The following is a 17766-nucleotide window of genomic DNA, read 5'->3' as shown; positions in this document are numbered from 1 at the left end:
GCGGTGAGCAGGCGGGCGCTTCCGACGCTGATCGCGCTCATCCTGGCAGGTCTTTGGGGCGCCGGCCTGGGCTTCGCGCACTGGCGCGGTCATCTGTGGTTTCTCGATCGCGTCGAAGCAACGATGACCGACCTTCGAACGCTCGTTCGAGGAACGGCAAAGCCACCAGAGCTGATCACCATTGTCGCCATAGACGATGAAGCGGTGCGCCACGAGGGCACATATCCCCTCAGCCGCACCACGCTTGCCCGGCTTGTCGATACGATAGCTGGCCTTGGACCAAAAGCCATTGCGCTCGACCTGCTGCTGGTCGACCCCGGGGCAAAAGACAACGACGAGGCGCTCGCGCGTTCGCTGAGCGGGGGCAGAAGCGTCATCGCTGCCGCGGCCGTCTACCCCGCGGGTGAACAATGGACGATGGCCGAGGGCGAAGGGCCCCTCGCCCGCGTGCCGAATGCCGAGCGGTTCCTGTGGCCCCTGAAAGCGTTCTCGGATGCCGCCGCTGTCGGCGTCGTCAACGTGGTCACCGACAAGACGGGAACGCCTCGCTTCGTGCCGTTGCTGTTTCGGGCGGGAGACCATCTGGAAGCGTCTTTCTCCTTGCGTGTCGCCACCATGGCGGCGGGTGAGGATCCGGAAATCGCACCCGATCATCTATCCCTAAGCGGACGGCCGATCCGGACGGACATTGGTCACATCCTGCCTCTGACATTCTACGGCCCTCGCGGCACGATCCGCACGATCAGCGCGGCGGCCGTGCTGGAGGGCCAACTCGATCCCGGCATCATCCGGGATAGAATTGTCGTGATCGGAGCGACCGCGACCGGCACCGGCGATGTCTTCCCGACACCGTTCGATCCCATACTCCCGGGCGTCGAAGTCATGTCGACGGCGATTGCCCATCTGATGACCGGCGACGCAACAGTGCGGGACCAGAATGTCCGGCTTGCGGATGCCGGCTTTGCAACGGTGCTGCCCATGATTCTCGTGGGGCTGTTGGCATGGCGGCGAAACGCCAGCGGCCTCGCGGCGATCGCCGGCGTGGTCTTGATCTGGTTCGTGGTCAACATGACCGCTTTCTCGCACCACATCTGGCTGAGCGCCGCGTTGCCGATGGCCGCCGCCGTTCCGCCTTCTATCTTGTTTGGAGCCGCGCAGCTTTGGCTGGGCAGGAGCCGGGCCCAATTTTTCGCAACGCAGAGCCAATTGCTTCAACGCGTTGAAGCCTCGGGCATGGGGGAGTGGCTCGCCAAGCATGGCGACTTCCTCTCGGACCCCGTCCGGGGAGACGCCGCCATCCTGTTCATCGACCTGTCCGGCTTCACCGGACTGAGTGAATCCTTGGGGCCGGTCGCCACACGCGAACTCCTGAACAATTTTCATGCGTTGGTCGACGAAGAAGTGACGCGCTGCGGTGGCGTCGTCACGAGTTTCATGGGTGACGGAGCCATGATCCTGTTCGGTCTGCCGGAACCAGCGCCGAATGACGCGTCCAATGCCGCCCGCTGTTGCGTGGGGCTCTCCAGCCGCACCAACGATTGGCTCGCCTCGTTGCCTGTATCGACCGCATCCCGGCTCGGCTTCAAGATCGGAGCCCACCACGGAACAATCGTGGCCTCCCGGCTCGGCGGCGAAGGCCGTCAGCACATCGCGGCCATCGGTGACACAGTCAACGTTGCCAGTCGCTTGATGGAGATCGCGGCCGACCAGAATGCCGACGTCGCGGTGAGTGACAAAATGCTCGATGTCGCCGGCCGCGACTGCGCGTTGTTCAAATCCGGCACAATGAGAGGACCTGTGGAAACACAGATCCGTGGACGATCCGGCGCGCTCGCGATCTGGTTTTGGCAGAGTGCACGGACGCCGCGGCAGATCAGGCCCTGACCAAGGCCGGCCTGTGCGATCTGAGCAGCAATGATCCCGGCGCGACAGGAGATCGCTCTGGAATGCCACAAAATTGTCATGTCCCGTCCAAGTTGTGGACATGTCCCTTTCAAAAGCGCACTCTTGGATTGCGAAACGCAGCTAGAGTTTCGCCCAACGCTTCACATGCTTGAGGTGCGTCGGTGATTGTCTGACCTACCCGGATACTTCCGGATGGGCAGGACTTTTATTGTCGCCTATCCGTGATCAGGCTACGGCCTAACGCACGTTGCAGCCTGTTCCGGATCAACTGGGAGGTATCAACATGCATAGCTTTCAACGCAGGGAATTTCTTGTTCAAGGAAGTGCTGCTCTTGTCGCGATCACTGCTCTCTCGCGTCGCGCTTACGCTTTTCCAACACAGGCGGGCGAGGAAGTTGTTCCGTGGCTGGATCAGCCGACCGAAAACCCCAATCCGGAAGGTATCAAGACGCAGCTTGTCTGGGAGGATCTGGATAGCTGGATAACGCCAAACGACAAGTTCTTCAGCATCTCGCATTTCAATCGGCCGACGATCGACGAGAAGACATGGTCCATGGGGATCGAGGGCCTGGTCAAGAAGCCCCTGAAGCTGACGCTCGCCGACATCAAGGCGCGACCGCGCCAGGAGGTGGTTTTTACGGTGGAATGCTCGGGCAACCACGGTTTTCCCTTCTTCACCGGCGGCATCGGCAATGCCAAATGGGCAGGGACGCCGCTGGCGCCGATCCTCGAGGAAGCCGGCGTTCTGAAAGAGGGCATCGAGGTCGTCTTTTTCGGTACTGACGAAAGCGAGGTCGCAATACGCGACGTGAAGATGAAGCAGAATTTCGCGCGCAGCATGTCGCTCGCCGACGCGATGAATCCCAATAATCTTCTCTGTTATGAAATGAACGGCGCCGCCTTGCCGGCGGCCAACGGTTCCCCGCTGCGGCTCATTGCTCCGGGCTGGTACGGGATCGCCAACGTCAAGTGGCTGAAGCGCATCGAGGTTCGCGACACAAGGTTCATGAGCCTTTTGATGGCCCGCGACTATGTCACCATCCGGGAGGAAGACCACAATGGCGAGACCGTATGGGCAGAGACCTCGGTGGGCCGGGCGCTGCTGAAGTCGGCGCCCGCGAAGGTTACCCGGAAAGGCTCGGACTACGCCATCGTCGGGGCAGCCTGGGGGGCACCGATCGACCGGGTCGAAGTGCAGATCGATAAAGCGCCCTGGGCGCCGGCGACCATTGACCATAGTGAGGAGGCCGAACACGCCTGGAAAATCTGGTCCCTGCCCTGGGCAAACCCCTCGCCGGGAGAACACACGGTGACCTCGCGCGCGGTCAGCACCACGGGACAGGTCCAACCGGCAATGGACGATCCCTTGATCGCCAGGAAGCACACATACTGGGAGAGCAATGGCCAGGTCACGCGGCGCGTCAAGATCGCTTGAGGAGAGCCGGGAAGCCTGCGGGAGGCCAGCGCAGTGGCGAAAATTGTCATGCCAACGCGGCAACGCGGCATGACAATTCGGTCAGCGGTGCATCGTGCTCACGCCGCGAGTTGGACCGCGCGGGCGGCCAGGTGCTGCTGTTCGGTACCTGACGTGACCTCGCGAGGACGGTTGAAAGGTGTGCCAACCATGCCTCCTCAATGCCGCTTGAAATACTGCACCTCGCGCTCATGCTTCTCCGCCGCCTCGCGGGTATCGAACGTGCCCAGGTTGCGCCGCTTGCCGGTCTTTTCGTCCTTCTTGCGCGAATAGAGGCGGTATTTTCCACCTTTCAGTTTTCGGATCATTTCGCTTGTCCCTCATCAGTGCTTCGCCGCCTTTTGGTCTTGAGGGTGCGCGCGGCTTGTTCGACGGCGGCGCGGTCGCTGCCCAGCCTGTCGATCAGCGCCTGCGCCTCGTCGCCCGATATGCCGGTGCGCACCGCCAGCGCCTCGACCTCCAGCACGTCGGAGCTGGCGATCTCGCCGGTTTCAGGCAGTGCATCGCCTGCCGTCAGCGGCAGCGCCGCCTCCCGGTCGATCTCGGCCTCGGCCTGGTGCCAGTGCCGCTCCGGGTCGCCGTGAAGGCCTCCCTCGCGTTGCCAGATCTCGTAGGCGCGCTGCTGGATTTTCTCGTGCCGTTCGTCGCCCATGATCATTCCTCCGGTTGCGTCAGGGAAGAACGCCGCGCCGATCCGAACGATCCAAAAAATTTGCGTGATCGTTGGCCGGCGTCGGGTCGCTGGCGGTCAGGATAACGCAAGGCGCCGGGCAGAGCCCGGGCGAGATGATCCAGGCGGCGGTCCGCCGCCTGGATGCCGGCCGTGGCGGCCGGCTTTGGTGTCAGCGGCCCCAGATGCCCTGGCCATAGCCCGGTGCAGGCATGCCGGAGGTCGCATTGCCCTCCACCGCGCTGTCGGTAGCGCTCTTGGTGACGCTCATGTCGACCGCGCCGCCGGACACCATCGAATGGGTGTTCGGATAGCTGCCGGCGGCAGGGACGAAGTCCGAGCCAAAGTGGTCGCTGCCGGCAAAAGCCATGCCGGAGGCAAACAGGAACGCGGCAATGCTGAGAATGATCTTCTTCATTTCAAGTCTCCATCTTTTGAAAGTTGACATCGGCCTCGACGCGCCGCCCGCATCGCGTTCATGAGGCTGTCTTTTGCTCTTCGGGCGAAACCGGCCAGCCGCGATCCCCAAGGGATCCGCGGCGGCAGGTTGTCAGCGCACGACCGTCCTGGTTCGTTGCTGCGCTGTTGGGGCGTCTTATAGGGGCGTGGTGTTTGTGCCGGCGTGGGAACCGGCGTGGTAGCAACCATTGCAAGAGTGGAATTTTGCGTTGAATTCGGCCGGAAAGCGCGGCGAATGCCGGCCGCGAGGGTCAGCGCGCGCCTTGAACCCGCAACCCCACATCCACAGAGAGGGCGGCAGCGTTCCCTCCCCCGCAAGGGCCAACAAGGGGAGAGCAGCGCAAGAATCCGGGTTAGCGGGCCCCGGCGCGTTGGTTGACGAAGCATGGAACGCAAAAACCCGCCGGTGCGGGCGGGTCACTGGCGCGGATCAGCACCATGGACGGACATGTAGCATGGCTGACCGCACAGCGTCAAGAATAAATTCCTATCGAAAGCCACCCGCCGGACTGGCCGTCGTCGGGCCTGACCTGAGTTCGCAGCCCTCAGGCGCGTGCCAGCAACAGCGCCCAGACACACTTCAGAAACAATATTCAACAGTTCGGAAAAACTGGCGAAAAGATCGGATGGCATAAGCCTCCCGCAACGGCCGGGAGAATGGCCGCGCCGGGCGTCGCCCGGCCAGGACGGGAAAGCATGGAAATGGATCACGGTCTCGATATCGCCGGACTGGACATGGACGCGGTGAGACCGGAGCCCGAAGCCGGCCTGGCAAGCCTCGATGCGCTGGTAAGAACGGCCCCCGCGACAGCCGCGCGCGGGCAAATCCTGACGGGCGCCGACTTTGCCCGACAAGGGCTGCCCGGCGAGCGGCTCGATACGGTGTTCGAACAGCTTGCGCAGACTTTTGCCGCCTTGCCGGCGGTGATCTCCGACGGGCGCGTCTGGACCTATCGGGAGCTGGACAGCCGTGCCAACCAGTTCGCCCGCCTGCTGGTCAAGCGCGGCGTGCGGCCGGGCGACCGCGTCGGGCTCATCCTCGACCGTTCGGCGGAGACCTATGTCGCGCTGCTCGCGGTGATGAAGGCGGGCGCTGCCTTCGTGCCGCTCGCCACCGCGTTTCCGCAGGAGCGCATGACGCTCATCATCGAGGACGCCGGCGTGAGCCTGATCGTCACCATCGCCGCCTATGCCTCACGCGCCGGTCAACTGCCGGTTCCGCATCTGCTGATCGACAGCGCGGCCACCGAGATCTCCAGACAGTCCGGCGCGCCGCTGAAGCCGCATGCCAGGACTTCGGACGACACCTGCTACATCCTCTACACCTCGGGCACGACAGGCAAGCCCAAGGGCGTGGTCATCTGGCACCAGAGCTTCGTCAACTTCATCCGCGTCGCCGCCGCCTCCTACGGCTACCGGCCGGGCGATCGTGTCTATCAGGGCATGACCATCGCCTTCGACTTTTCCTCCGAAGAGATCTGGGTGCCGTTCGTCGCCGGCGCGACGGTCGTGCCGGCGCCGGGCCAGATGCCCTTGGTGGGCGAGGAACTGGCTGACTTCCTGCGCCAACACGACATCACCTGCATGGCCTGCAGCCCGACGCTGCTGTCTTCGATGACATCTGATGTCCCCAGCCTGCGGACGCTTCTGGTCGGCGGCGAGGCCTGCCCGCACAATCTGGTGGTGCGCTGGTCGAAGCCGGGGCGTCGGATCCTCAACACCTATGGCCCCACCGAGGCGACCGTCACCGCAACCATGGGCGCGCTGACGCCGGACAGCCCGGTCACCATCGGCGCGCCGCTGCCCACCTACTCGATCGTCATCCTCGACGCTTCGCTGCCGCAGCTTGCCGAGCCGGGCGAACTGGGCGAGATCGGCATTGCCGGGATCGGGCTCGCGGTCGGCTATCTCAACAGGCCGGACCTGACCGAACAGAAATTCATCGCCGATTTCGTCGGCCTGCCCAACAACCCGTCGAAGCGCATCTACCGCACGGGCGACCTTGGCCGGATCAACGACAGTGGCGAGATCGAATATGCCGGGCGCATCGACACCCAGGTGAAGATCCGCGGCTACCGCATCGAACTCGGTGAGATCGAGGCAGTGCTGCTCGACCAGCCCGAGATCGCGCAGGCCGCCGTCACCACCTGGGAGATCGAGCCCGGCCGCGTCGAACTCGTCGCCTATTATGCGCCAAAGGCCGGCCAGCCGGCGATTTCCCGCGCCGATCTCGCCCAGACGATGAAGCGGCGCCTGCCCGACTACATGGTGCCCTCCTATCTGGAGGAACTGCCTGCCATCCCGATGACGGTTTCCAACAAGGTGGACCTGCGCCAGCTGCCGAAACCGACAGGCATCCGGCTTTCGGCCGACCGCGCCATGGTGCCGCCCGGCAATGACGACGAGCGTTTCCTGGCCGAAGCGCTGGCGACCGTGCTGAAATTCGACGCGGTGTCGGTCGAGGACAATTTCTTCGACGATCTCGGCGCCAACTCGCTGCTGATGGCGCATTTCTGCGCGCGCGTGCGCACCAGGAAGGAATGGGCGACGGCGTCGATGCGCGACATCTACCTGCATCCGACCGTGGCGCGCCTGGCGCGGCATCTGGGCGTGGCGGACGAGATGACCATGGCCACCAATGAGCCTGTCCTCACCCGCCGGGCATCGAACTTTGCCTATTGGACCTGCGGCGCCGCACAGCTCATGTTCTACGGGCTCTACAGCTATGTCGCCCTGTGGGCGATCAATGACGGCCTTAACTGGATGTATGACGCGCTCGACGATCCGCTGCAGCTGTACCTGCGCTGCGTGGGGCTTTCGGCCGCCGTGTTCTTCGGCATGTCGGGCTTTGCCGTCATCGTCAAATGGCTGCTCATCGGCCGCTGGAAGGCCGAGGCGTTTCCCATCTGGGGCGTGCGCTACTTCCGCTTCTGGGTGGTCAAGACATTGATCCGCACCGCACCCGTCGTGCTGTTTCGCGGCAGCCCGCTCTACAGCTTCTACCTACAGCTTCTGGGCACCAAGCTCGGCAAGAACGCCGTCATCGAATCGAAATCCGTGCCCGTCTGCACGGATCTCATTTCCATCGGCGCCAACACCATCCTGCGCAAGGAATCGATGATCCTCGGCTTCCGGGCGCAGTCCGGCTATATCCACACCGGGCCGCTGACCATCGGCCGCGATGCCTTCGTCGGTGTGGGCTCCACGCTCGACATCGACACCAGGATCGGCGACGGCGCCCAGCTCGGCCATTCGTCCTCGCTGCATCGCGGGCAAAGCATCCCGGACGGCGAACGCTGGCATGGATCGCCGGCCGTGCCGACCACGGCGGACTATTGCAAGGTGCGCAATGTCGATCCTTCCAACATCCGGCGCTTCCTCTTCGAGGCGGTCCAGCTGATCGGCCTGTTTGCCATCGTCACCCCCTTGCCGCTTTTGTTCCACAGCTATTGGGAGAATGTCGGCGACGACTATCAGGAGACGATCGGCATCGTCGCGATCGGCACCACGGTCACGCTGTTCGGCTACATCGCCGTGGCCTTCCTGGCGGCGACGCTGGTACCGCGCCTGACAAACCTGATCCTGAAGCCGGGCCGCACCTACACGCTCTATGGCTTCCGCTACTGGTTGCAGACCGTCGCCGAATTCACCAGCAATTCCCGCGTGCTCGGCCTCCTGTTCGGCGACAGTTCGGCCATCGTGTATTATATCAGGGCCATCGGCTGGAACCTCAACAAGGTGGTGCAGACCGGTTCCAATTTCGGCTCCAACCAGCAGCACGAAAACCCGCTTCTGTGCGAGATCGGCAGCGAGACCATGGTGTCGGACGGGCTTTTCATGATCAACATGCACAAGTCCGCCTCCGCATTCCGGCTCGAGCCGACGCGCATCGGCGAGCGCAACTATCTCGGCAACAACATCTACTATCCGCCGGATGGACGCACCGGCGACAACGTCCTGCTCGGCACCAAGGTGATGATCCCCATCGACGGGCCGCTGCGCGAGAATGTCGGGCTTCTCGGCTCGCCTGCCTTTGAAATCCCGCGCATGGTGAACCGCGACAAGGAACTCATCGCTGGCGTCGACGAAGCCGACCGACGCCAGCGCATCCCGCACAAGAACCTGCACAATCTGGTGACGATCCTTCTGTTCGTGGCAACGCAATGGGTCATGCTGTTCGCCACGCTGGCAATCTGGGACCGGGCGCTGAACTACTATACCGAATGGGCGGAGGTCGCGCTGTTCGTCGCCGTGCTCCTGACCTCGGCGATCACCATTCCGTTCTACATCCTGGTCGAGCGGGCAAGCCTTGGCTTTGGCCGGCTGAAGCCGCAGATGACGACGATCTACGACGTCGCGTTCTGGCGCCACGAACGCCACTGGAAGCTCGCGGATTCGCCGATCGTGCGCCTGTTCGCCGGCACGCCGTTCCGGCCGATGATCCTGCGCCTGCTGGGCGTCAAGGTCGGCAGCCGTGTCTATGACGGCGGCAGCAACCTCACCGAACGCTCCCTGGTCGAGATCGGCGATGATGTCACCCTCAACGAGGGCTGCGTCATCCAGGCCCATTCGCTGGAAGAAGGCGCCTTCAAGTCCGACTTCATCCGCATCGGCAAGGGCTGCACGCTTGGACCTTCAGCCTTTGTCCACTACGGCGTGGTGATGGGCGAAGGCTCGGTGGTCGATGTCGACTCCTTCGTCATGAAGGGCGAAGAGCTGGAGCCCAACTCCATATGGCGCGGCAACCCGGCCAAGTTGCATCGCTTCGTCGAGCCGATCACGGACGATGGCTCCCCAACGTCGGCTTGAAGAAGGCATCGACTTGAAGACCGCGGACATCCGTCTCGTTGCCGTGACCGAGGCCAACCGACCCCTGGTCGCGGCCCTGGAGCTTGCTCCGGAGCAGATGGATTTCGTCGCTAGCAACGCGGACTCGCTGGAAGAAGCCGAAACCGACGAAGACGCGCGGCCGCGCGTCGTCATGGCCGGGACCCGTGTCGTCGGGTTCCTGATGTACGATGCGTCGGAGCGCGAGGCGCTGGTCTACCGCTTCATGATCGACCGTGCCCAGCAGGGCAAAGGCTATGGCAAGGCCGCGTTGCGCGCCCTGCTCGGCGAGATCGGCAATCTCGCCCATGTGCGCTCGGTTTCGATCTGCTACGAGCCCGAGAATGAGGCCGCACGCCACCTCTATCGCGCCGCCGGCTTCGTGGAACAAGGGATCGACGAGGACGGAGAAATGATCGCCGTCCTGCCGGTGGGCGACCGTTGACGCCGCCCGCCGCGAATTCATCGGGGGAAACAGCCCTGCTGCAAGCCATGGCTGCGCTCGCGCCGAGCGGTGTCCGGATCGGATGCCGCCTGATCCGCGAAGGCGATGAAGCCCATCTGCTGCCCGAAGAGGCGCATTCCATCCCCGCGCGCCAGCCGGCCATGCGGCGAGCCAGCGGCGCGGCCCGGTGGATCGCGCACCGGCTGCTGGCGGAACTTGGCGTCGACGACTTCGCCCTCCTGCGCACGCCATCCGGCGCACCCGCCTGGCCCCAAGGGATAACCGGTTCGCTCGCTCATGACGACGACATGGCCGTGGCGGCGGTTGCGCCCGTTGGCCATTTCAGCTCGCTGGGTATCGACGTCGAGCCCGCGCAGCCTCTGCCGGACGACATCTTCGCGCTCGTTGCAACGCCCGCTGACCGGACGGACGCAGCCGACAGCCATCTTGCCGGCCGCATCCTCTTTGCCGCCAAGGAAGCGGTCTACAAGGCCGTCTATCCGCTGGATCGCGAGGTGCTGGGCTATGAGGACATCACCGTCGATCTCAACGCGGACCACGCGACGACGAAGACAGGCCGCAAGGTCAGCCTCGCGTACTGCGTTACCCCGCGTGTGGTCGTGCTGGCGTTTGTCGAGAGTGATGCGCGGTAGCGTTATTCGCCAACGATCTCCGTATACTCCCGCACCGCCCCATCCAGCCCGCGCAGCCGCCAGCTCTCCCCCTCCCGTCCCTCGACATAGCAGGGTCCGATCGGCACCTTGCCGCCGCCTTCCGGCAGGTCGAGCACATAGACCGGGTTGCAGATGCCCGACAGCCGCGCCCGCAGCGCGCCGGCCAGCGCCTGACCCTGCGCGATCGTCGTGCGCCTGTGCGCCATGCCGCGCGCGAGGTCGCCATGATGGAGGTAATAGGGTTTGACGCCGAGCCGGTACATCAGCTCGCGGCAAAGCTCCTCCAGCACCTCGACCGTGTCGTTGACGCCCTTGAGCAGAACGCTCTGGTTGAGCAGCACGAAGCCGGCATGGCGCAGCGCGCGGCAGGCTATCTCGGTCGCGGGTGTGATCTCCCGCGCGTGGTTGAAATGGGTGACGACCGTGACCATCAACCGGCCCTGCAAGGCCGCGACCAGCCCCGGCGTGATGCGCGACGGCAGTACAACGGGCACGCGGGTGTGGATGCGCAGCAGCCGCACATGCGGAATCGCTTCGATGCGCGCGAAGATTTCGGCCAGCGCCTTGTCGGGCAGCGAGAGCGGGTCGCCGCCGGTCAGAATCACCTCGCGGATGTCGGGGTGGCCGGCGATATAGGCCAGCGCCGGCTCCAGCGCCTCGCGCGTATAACCCCTGCCGATCGCGGTCAGCGATTCCTTGCGGAAGCAGAACCGGCAATAGACCGCGCATTGATAGGTCGGGAACAGCAGCACCCGGTCGGCATGGCGATGCGTCAATCGCGGCACCGGGCTGAAGTCATGGTCGGCGATCGGATCGTCGAGCTCGCCCTCCGTTTCCTCAAGTTCTTGCGGCGACGGGATGACCTGCGCCCGGATCGGGTCGGCGGGGTCGTTCCAGTCGATCAGGTCGAGATAGGCTTTGGGAACGCGCACCTTGTGGTTCGCGGCAGCACCTTGAGCCGCCGCGCGTTCGGCAATCGACAGCGGCAGGGAGGCGAGATCGCGCACATGGCGAACGCCGGCGCGGACATCGGCCTGCCAGGCGGTGTCGGGGTCGGCGGGCGCATCGTGGAGGTTGGTGTCTGAAGGCATCGGAGTTTCTCGGGGTGGCATGCTTGGGGCGGAGCTATCGGGCGGATGGCTGGTGAGGTCAACCACGTGCTTTGCCGCAGATTGTCAGCGCCGCGATCCTTCACACCCCCTCTGTCCTGCCGGACATCTCCCCCGCAAGGGCATATGCGCTAAGATAGTTTTGGCATGGACTGAAATTTGCGCTTTCGTGGTGGCTCACGCCATCGATGTCGCAAGGCAGGGAGATTTTGGCGCAGGATTGCCAAGGGAGGTTGAGCAAAGATCGCTGCGATCAGAGAGGCGACGATCTGGCGGGTGGCGCGCCACAGTAGCGGGCGCCCGTCGCTCAAGGGGGAGAGACACCAAACTCCTGCGAGAGGGGTTCGGTCACAAGCGCGATGAGGAAGTGGGCAAGAATCCAAGGCTTTGCGATCCTTGGGTCTTTGGCGGGGGGAGCGCGCAGTCCGATCAGGCTCTTCAGACGTTTGAAGGCGAGCTCGATGCGCCAGCGCATGCGATAGAGCTTGAGAACTGTGTCGGCGTCAAACTCATCCTGGTCGAGCGAGGTCACAAGGATCACGAAGCCGGCAGCAATCAGCGTCTCCTGTCGAACCTGCGTGCCCTTGGCCTTGGCTTCCTTGTTGATCTTGCGTCGTGCTTCTTGTGCCGCGGCCTCGGATTTGCGCAAGGCGATCAGGCGCATCTTCAGGGGATCGCCCTTCTTGAGGCCCAGCCAGACAGGCGTTTCGATGACCTCCTCGCGGCAGCTCTTCAGGTGGCCGATGAGATCGAACGCCGTGCCGCTGGCGTCGAGCCATCGCACATTCTTCCACGCCGCGCGCACGAGAACGTCGCCGCCTTGCGCCAGGACCTTTGCGATCCGCTCGGCCTGCAGATAGGCGCGGTCGCCGATGCGGATCTCGCCCGGTATCACCGGCACGCGGTCGATCAGCTCGGCCTCGCTCTGGTCGGTGATCTCGATGAAATCGAACTGCTCGCGCTCAAGCTCGAAGGCGCAGTGCATCCGCCAAAGGCCATTGTTCTTCTTCTCATGCACACCGGCCTTGGCAACCGCCGTCGCATCGAGGATGCGGATCAGCCGGCCTTTGGCCAGGCCTTTCTCCTCGCGCTTCAAAAGATACCCAATCAACTGCTGCAGCCACGGCCCTGCATTGCGCAGCCGGCCGAGCAACGCCACATCCGAGATGTCGGCGATCCCGCTTGCCGCCGCCCAGGCCACGACGCCCCGCATGCCCACCTTGCCAAGGCAATAAGCCAGCGTCAGGCGCAACAGATCAGTAGCCGACCTGACACCCCGCGGCCGCAGGAACGCCCTCGTCTCGCGAGCACTCCCTGTGATCAACTCTTCACCGCCGAGGAGTTCAATCGTCTCGGCCCAGCCGTCATCTACAAGCGATTCGTGAGTCATCGCAGCGTAGAATCACAACCGATTCCCCGCTGCAACACCTATCTTAGCGCATATGCCCGCAAGGGGGGAGATTGGATGCCACCATCGCTTTCGCCAACCGTCAAAGTCGCAAGACAAGCGCCGTGATTGAAGCGCCGATCTCCCTCCTTGCGGGGGAGATGCCCGGCAGGGCAGAGGGGGGTGTTCAAGCACCAACCTTCCCATCCACCAACTTTCGCCGCATCGACCACGCCTGCAATTTCGGGCAAGCTCACAGGCGACAGCGCCGCATGGGGAGATGCGGCGCCGCCAGGGAGGACTGCCATGACCAACACACCGGCGCCGCCGCCGCGCTATAGCGATGCCGTTGCGCGCTTTCGCATCGAGGATGAGATCGCAAAACTTCACGGCGATCCCGCGACAGGCATCAATGCCTGCATCGAATGCTGCGACCGTCACACCGGCCAGAATCGGCTGGCGTTGCGCGCCATCTCCACCGGTGGCGAGCTGCGGGAATTCAGCTTCGATGACCTCAAGGACATGTCCGCACGCGTCGGCAATGTCCTCAAACAGGCCGGCGTCGGCCCCGGCGATGTCGTTGCCGGCATGCTGTCGCGCATTCCCGAGCTGGTGGCGCTGATCCTTGGCACCTGGCGCATCGGCGCGGTCTACCAGCCGCTGTTCACCGCCTTCGGCCCCAAGGCCATCGACCACCGGCTGAAGACCAGCGGCGCGAAGCTGGTCGTCACCAACATTGCCAATCGCGGCAAGCTCGACGAGGTGGAGGATTGCCCTGAGGTTGCGACCATCCTTGCCCCCGGCGAACCCTCGCCGGCCGGCGACATCGATTTCCGCGCCGCCCTTGCCGCCGCCTCGCCCGAGTGCCAGCCGGTGATGCGCAAGGGCGACGACCTATTCATGATGATGTCGACCTCGGGCACGACCGGTTTCCCCAAGGGTGTGCCGGTGCCGCTCAGCGCGCTGATGGCCTTCGGCGCCTATATGCGCGATGCCATCGGGCTCAGGCCCGACGACGTCTTCTGGAACATCGCCGATCCCGGCTGGGCCTACGGCCTCTACTACGCCATCACAGGCCCCCTGCTGCTTGGCATCGCCACGACCTTCAACGAGGGCGCCTTCACCGCCAGGAGCACCTACGACATCATCGAGCGCCTCGGCGTCACCAGCCTTGCCGGTTCGCCCACCGCCTTCCGCCTGCTGCTGGCCGAAGGCGCGGAAGCGGCCGCCCGCGTCAAGGGCCGCCTGCGCGTGGTGAGCAGCGCCGGCGAGCCGCTCAATCCGGAAGTGATCCGTTGGTTCGACGCCCATCTCGCCGCACCCATCCATGACCATTACGGCCAGACCGAGAACGGAATGATGGTCAACAACCATCACGGCCTGTCGCACCCCGTGCGCCACGGCTCGGCCGGCTTTGCCATGCCGGGCTACCACATCGTCGTGCTCGACGAGGCCGGCCACGAACTTGGCCCCAACCAGCCCGGCATCCTCGCCGTCGACATCGCCAACTCGCCGCTGCGCTGGTTCGGCGGCTATCATCAGGCCGAAACCCCGGCGATAGCAGGCGGCTACTACCGCACTGGCGACACGGTCGAGTTCGAGCCCGATGGCTCGATCTCCTTCATCGGCCGTGCCGACGACGTCATCACCTCGGCCGGCTACCGCATCGGCCCGTTCGACGTCGAAAGCGCGCTGATCGAGCATCCGGCGGTCAACGAGGCAGCGGTCGTCGGCGTGCCCGACCCGCAGCGCACCGAAATCGTCAAGGCCTTCGTCATCCTGGCGCCTTCATACAGCGGCAGCCCGGAACTGGCCGAGGAACTGGCACAGCACGTCCGCAAGCGCCTCTCGGCCCACGCCTATCCGCGCGAGGTCGAGTTCGTCAGCGAGTTGCCGAAGACACCAAGCGGCAAGATCCAGCGGTTCCTGTTGAGGAAGGCGGAGGTGGAGAAGCGGAAGGGGTGAGCGGAGCTGCGCGGGTGCCCGAGTGGCTCTGGATCGGTCGAGGACCGGAACCTTGACGGCGCGGGCACGGCAGTCTCTTGTTCCCAACAGGTTCGGCCGACAAGGGAGTGCCACCATGGAAAAGATCATCCTGGACTGCGACCCTGGGCATGATGACGCCATCGCCATCCTGCTGGCGGCCGGCAACCCGAACATCGATCTCCTCGGCATCACCACGGTTTAGGGCAACCACAATGTCGAGAACACCACCCGCAATGCGCTTTCCGTGTGCACCGCCTATGGCATCAAGGTGCCGGTGGCGAAGGGCTCTCCCGGCCCGCTCCTCATCGACCAGGTGCTGGCGATCGAGATCCACGGCGAAACCGGGCTCGACGGCCCCGTGCTGCCGCCCGCCTCGTTCGAGCTCGACAAGCGCCATGCCGTCGACTTCATCATCGACACCGTCATGGCGCATGAGCCGAAGACGGTCACGCTGGTGCCGGTCGGTCCCTACACCAACATCGCGCTTGCCGTGCGCAAGGATCCTCGCATCGTCGAGCGGGTGAAGCGGGTCGTCGTCATGGGCGGAAGCTATACCAGGGGCAACATCACGCCCGCGGCGGAGTTCAACGTCTATGGCGATCCGGAAGCCGCGGACGTGGTGTTCCGGGCCAACTGGGACGTCACCATGGTGGGTCTCGACCTCACCCATCAGGCGCTCGCCACCAAAGAGCTTCAGGACCGGGTGCGCGCCGTCGGCGGCCCGATGGCCAAGTTCATCCTCGATATCTGGGAGTTCATCGCGACCACGCATGGCGGCCTGCTGCAGATCGAGTATCCCGCCGTCCATGACGCATGCTGCGTCGCGGCCATGATCGACCCGACCGTCTTCACCACCGAGAAGGCCGATATCCGCGTCGAGCTTGCGGGCCGGTGGACCAAGGGCATGACGGTCTGCAATTTCGAGAAGATGGGGGGCATGCACCATTTCGGCGGCACGGCGAGCGAGCAGACCAATTTCCGCCACACCGTGGCGATGAAGCTCGACCATCCGAAGTTTTGTGATCTGATCGTGGATGCGCTGGAGCGGTTGGCCAGCCAGAAGGCGTGACCAAGCTATGCCCCTATGACCTGGTCGCTTCGTAAGCCATCGCCTCAGTGTGCCACGCCATCCGACGCGTGGAGCAGCCTCCAGGTCAAACCAACGCGACCGTGGAACTGCGAGGCAAAATGTTCGGCGGCCACACTCTCGAGGCCGTCATCGACGAGCGCCTCGATGCTTCGCCGCATCAAGGCAAGCTGCATCTGCCTTGCGTGTTCCAGGTCCGCCTCTCGCATGATTGCCGTGACGTGGTAGGCGACGACGGGCTGGCCGAGGCAAGACAGCAGCGCGTTGGCCTCGGCTGTCACCGCCGTAACTGCGTCTTCGATCTTCATTCTGGCGCTCCATCAAAAATGATGCTGGCGCCTCCCCGCAAGGCGACGGTGGTCCGTCGCTTCTTCTTTGAGTTCAGACTGCAGGGCGACCGAAAACGGCACGCCACGCTGACAATTGCTGTCTTTCTAGGTCCCTCGAGCAGCCTCGTTCGGCCCAAAAACAGTATCCGCCAAATTTGATTCAAAGGCGACCGGATAGTTAATCGATGGTTAATGGGCCGGTTGCATCCCTCACGGATCAGGATGTTTGGCTTCGAGGGTCGCTGCCGCGCAATTGCCGCAAAGCAGCTCGATGGCTCCCGGCTTGTGGATCGCCACAGGGGGTATGTCATGCGGCTGGTCTGGACCATCATCTTCGCGTTCGTGACCGGCGCGGTTTTCGCGGCCTCGCCGGAGGACGACTATATCGCAGCACGCGACAAGGCGATTTCCGCCATCGCGGCAATGGCAAGCGCGAACGAACCCGTGGAAACGCTCGATGCCGCCGGAACGAAGGCCCTGGCCGATCTCGAAGGGCGTCTGTCCACCATTATCGGCCCCTTGTCGGTTGCCGATTTCCCCGCAAACGGCACCATCAATCTCGGAAGCCTGAGCGATGCCGATATCGGATTCGGCATGCTCGACGGTTTGCGATACGCCAAAAGCGATGACGGCCCGAGCCTCGTGGCAACGACGCGGGGGCTGCTCGAGCGCTGGCTCCAGTCCAGGGCAGCCGAACTCGACGAAAACTTCAGACTGCCCGCCGACATCGATGCGGCGCTGAAGCTCGATGCTTTCTACACCCAGGCGATCAACAGCGACGCCGCGTTCACGGGGACGCTCGACTTGTCCCTGAAGAAGCCCGAAGGCGCCGACATTGCCTTTGCGCGGCTCGGCGGCTGGGCCCAGGACATAGGGCCCAACCCCGACCAGCAGGTCATCGTCACCATCGTCAAGGGCAACAGCGTCATGATCGCCTCGACGCCCGCGGCAGCGCCGGTACCGAAGATCGCCGCCTGCGACGCCGTGTGGGCCTCGGCGGACGCCGCCGCCCAGAAATTCCAGGAAGCCTACCAGGCCTCGGACCTCAAGGACGAAACGGCGTACGATGCCGCCAACGTCGCCTGGGAAAAAGGAGACGCCGACTATCGCGCCTGCATGGGCGAGCACCTGCCGAGCGAACCGATCTTCCCGGCGCTTCTCGCCCAGGCCCAGGAGCTGGCCGATCACATGGCTGGCCGTTAGACAAGCGCCAGAAAATTCTCAGCCGTCCCGGCTCAGGTGACCAGTTCCAACGACTCCCAGGCACCCGAACTGCCGATCTCCCCCCGTGGGGGAGATGTCCGGCAGGACAGAGGGGGGCGCCGTAGAGAACCAACCTCGTTTATCCACCACCAAGGCCGAGCAACGGTGTCCTGAGAAGTGCGTCAAGCCGAGGCGGTAGAACAAGCGGAGC

13 protein-coding genes and 1 pseudogene are annotated in these 17766 nt (G+C 64.1%); 8 read left to right on the top strand and 6 right to left on the bottom strand.

Features of this window, described 5'->3' with window-relative positions:
• Positions 1–3 precede the first annotated feature (3 nt).
• Together ACZ89F_RS08460 and ACZ89F_RS08455 are read left to right on the top strand one after the other, a co-directional pair.
• Positions 4–1884 carry a CHASE2 domain-containing protein gene (locus ACZ89F_RS08460; RefSeq protein WP_476091272.1) on the top strand — a complete coding sequence of 627 codons (1881 nt, stop codon included), beginning with the start codon at positions 4–6 and terminating at the stop codon, positions 1882–1884.
• Between the two features lie 304 nt (positions 1885–2188).
• Positions 2189–3340 (top strand): sulfite oxidase, encoded by a 1152-nt coding sequence (locus ACZ89F_RS08455; protein WP_476091271.1) that lies wholly within the window; start codon positions 2189–2191, stop codon positions 3338–3340.
• Between the two features lie 197 nt (positions 3341–3537).
• Here ACZ89F_RS08455 and ACZ89F_RS08450 read toward each other — a convergent pair whose 3' ends face one another.
• From ACZ89F_RS08450 to ACZ89F_RS08440, 3 genes are all read right to left on the bottom strand, one after another.
• Positions 3538–3687 (bottom strand): hypothetical protein, encoded by a 150-nt coding sequence (locus ACZ89F_RS08450; protein ID WP_109660636.1) that lies wholly within the window; start codon positions 3685–3687, stop codon positions 3538–3540.
• The gene (locus tag ACZ89F_RS08445; protein WP_476091270.1) at positions 3684–4031 is read right to left on the bottom strand and encodes a DUF2934 domain-containing protein; all 348 of its coding nucleotides are present in this window, start codon (positions 4029–4031) and stop codon (positions 3684–3686) included. Before ACZ89F_RS08445 ends, ACZ89F_RS08450 begins: the two co-directional genes overlap by 4 nt.
• Before the next feature lie 190 nt (positions 4032–4221).
• Positions 4222–4467 carry a hypothetical protein gene (locus ACZ89F_RS08440; protein WP_476091269.1) on the bottom strand — a complete coding sequence of 82 codons (246 nt, stop codon included), beginning with the start codon at positions 4465–4467 and terminating at the stop codon, positions 4222–4224.
• Between the two features lie 737 nt (positions 4468–5204).
• Between ACZ89F_RS08440 and ACZ89F_RS08435 the strand changes: the two genes are divergently transcribed.
• Genes ACZ89F_RS08435 through ACZ89F_RS08425 form a run of 3 tightly spaced genes read left to right on the top strand, consistent with a single transcriptional unit; the run spans position 5205 to position 10433 of the window.
• Complete coding sequence (locus ACZ89F_RS08435) at positions 5205–9317, top strand: Pls/PosA family non-ribosomal peptide synthetase (RefSeq protein WP_476091268.1); 4113 nt, start codon at positions 5205–5207, stop codon at positions 9315–9317.
• A gap of 13 nt (positions 9318–9330) precedes the next feature.
• Positions 9331–9780 (top strand): GNAT family N-acetyltransferase, encoded by a 450-nt coding sequence (locus ACZ89F_RS08430; RefSeq protein WP_476091267.1) that lies wholly within the window; start codon positions 9331–9333, stop codon positions 9778–9780.
• Between the two features lie 47 nt (positions 9781–9827).
• Complete coding sequence (locus ACZ89F_RS08425) at positions 9828–10433, top strand: 4'-phosphopantetheinyl transferase family protein (RefSeq protein WP_476097245.1); 606 nt, start codon at positions 9828–9830, stop codon at positions 10431–10433.
• 2 nt (positions 10434–10435) lie between these two features.
• Here ACZ89F_RS08425 and ACZ89F_RS08420 read toward each other — a convergent pair whose 3' ends face one another.
• Together ACZ89F_RS08420 and ACZ89F_RS08415 are read right to left on the bottom strand one after the other, a co-directional pair.
• Positions 10436–11545 (bottom strand): KamA family radical SAM protein, encoded by a 1110-nt coding sequence (locus ACZ89F_RS08420; RefSeq protein WP_476091266.1) that lies wholly within the window; start codon positions 11543–11545, stop codon positions 10436–10438.
• Between the two features lie 325 nt (positions 11546–11870).
• Positions 11871–12953 (bottom strand): transposase, encoded by a 1083-nt coding sequence (locus ACZ89F_RS08415; RefSeq protein ID WP_123150424.1) that lies wholly within the window; start codon positions 12951–12953, stop codon positions 11871–11873.
• Between the two features lie 303 nt (positions 12954–13256).
• On the opposite strand from ACZ89F_RS08415, the gene ACZ89F_RS08410 reads away from it, so the two are divergent.
• Both ACZ89F_RS08410 and ACZ89F_RS08405 read left to right on the top strand, forming a co-directional pair.
• Complete coding sequence (locus tag ACZ89F_RS08410) at positions 13257–14915, top strand: acyl-CoA synthetase (RefSeq protein WP_476091265.1); 1659 nt, start codon at positions 13257–13259, stop codon at positions 14913–14915.
• 115 nt (positions 14916–15030) lie between these two features.
• Positions 15031–16005, top strand: a pseudogene (locus ACZ89F_RS08405) (nucleoside hydrolase).
• 44 nt (positions 16006–16049) lie between these two features.
• Here the strand turns inward: ACZ89F_RS08405 and ACZ89F_RS08400 are convergent.
• Positions 16050–16331, bottom strand: coding sequence for a hypothetical protein (locus ACZ89F_RS08400; RefSeq protein WP_476091264.1), 282 nt, complete (start codon positions 16329–16331; stop codon positions 16050–16052).
• Positions 16332–16661: 330 nt separating this feature from the next.
• Between ACZ89F_RS08400 and ACZ89F_RS08395 the strand changes: the two genes are divergently transcribed.
• A complete protein-coding gene (locus ACZ89F_RS08395) occupies positions 16662–17555 on the top strand; it encodes a hypothetical protein (RefSeq protein WP_476091263.1) in 894 nt (297 codons plus the stop codon).
• The last annotated feature ends 211 nt before the right edge of the window (positions 17556–17766 follow it).

This window comes from Mesorhizobium sp. USDA 3734, assembly GCF_056279665.1.
Note: the sequence above shows the minus strand (reverse complement) of the source record. Positions and strands in the feature narration are given on the sequence as shown.

Excerpts from the sequence above, each read along its gene's own strand:
- ACZ89F_RS08455 (WP_476091271.1), top strand. The coding sequence starts at position 2,189 with ATGCATAGCTTTCAACGCAGGGAATTTCTTGTTCAAGGAAGTGCTGCT.
- ACZ89F_RS08450 (WP_109660636.1), bottom strand. The coding sequence starts at position 3,687 with ATGATCCGAAAACTGAAAGGTGGAAAATACCGCCTCTATTCGCGCAAG.
- ACZ89F_RS08445 (WP_476091270.1), bottom strand. The coding sequence starts at position 4,031 with ATGGGCGACGAACGGCACGAGAAAATCCAGCAGCGCGCCTACGAGATC.
- ACZ89F_RS08440 (WP_476091269.1), bottom strand. The coding sequence starts at position 4,467 with ATGAAGAAGATCATTCTCAGCATTGCCGCGTTCCTGTTTGCCTCCGGC.
- ACZ89F_RS08435 (WP_476091268.1), top strand. The coding sequence starts at position 5,205 with ATGGAAATGGATCACGGTCTCGATATCGCCGGACTGGACATGGACGCG.
- ACZ89F_RS08425 (WP_476097245.1), top strand. The coding sequence starts at position 9,828 with ATGGCTGCGCTCGCGCCGAGCGGTGTCCGGATCGGATGCCGCCTGATC.
- ACZ89F_RS08420 (WP_476091266.1), bottom strand. The coding sequence starts at position 11,545 with ATGCCTTCAGACACCAACCTCCACGATGCGCCCGCCGACCCCGACACC.
- ACZ89F_RS08415 (WP_123150424.1), bottom strand. The coding sequence starts at position 12,953 with ATGACTCACGAATCGCTTGTAGATGACGGCTGGGCCGAGACGATTGAA.
- ACZ89F_RS08410 (WP_476091265.1), top strand. The coding sequence starts at position 13,257 with ATGACCAACACACCGGCGCCGCCGCCGCGCTATAGCGATGCCGTTGCG.
- ACZ89F_RS08400 (WP_476091264.1), bottom strand. The coding sequence starts at position 16,331 with ATGAAGATCGAAGACGCAGTTACGGCGGTGACAGCCGAGGCCAACGCG.
- ACZ89F_RS08395 (WP_476091263.1), top strand. The coding sequence starts at position 16,662 with ATGCGGCTGGTCTGGACCATCATCTTCGCGTTCGTGACCGGCGCGGTT.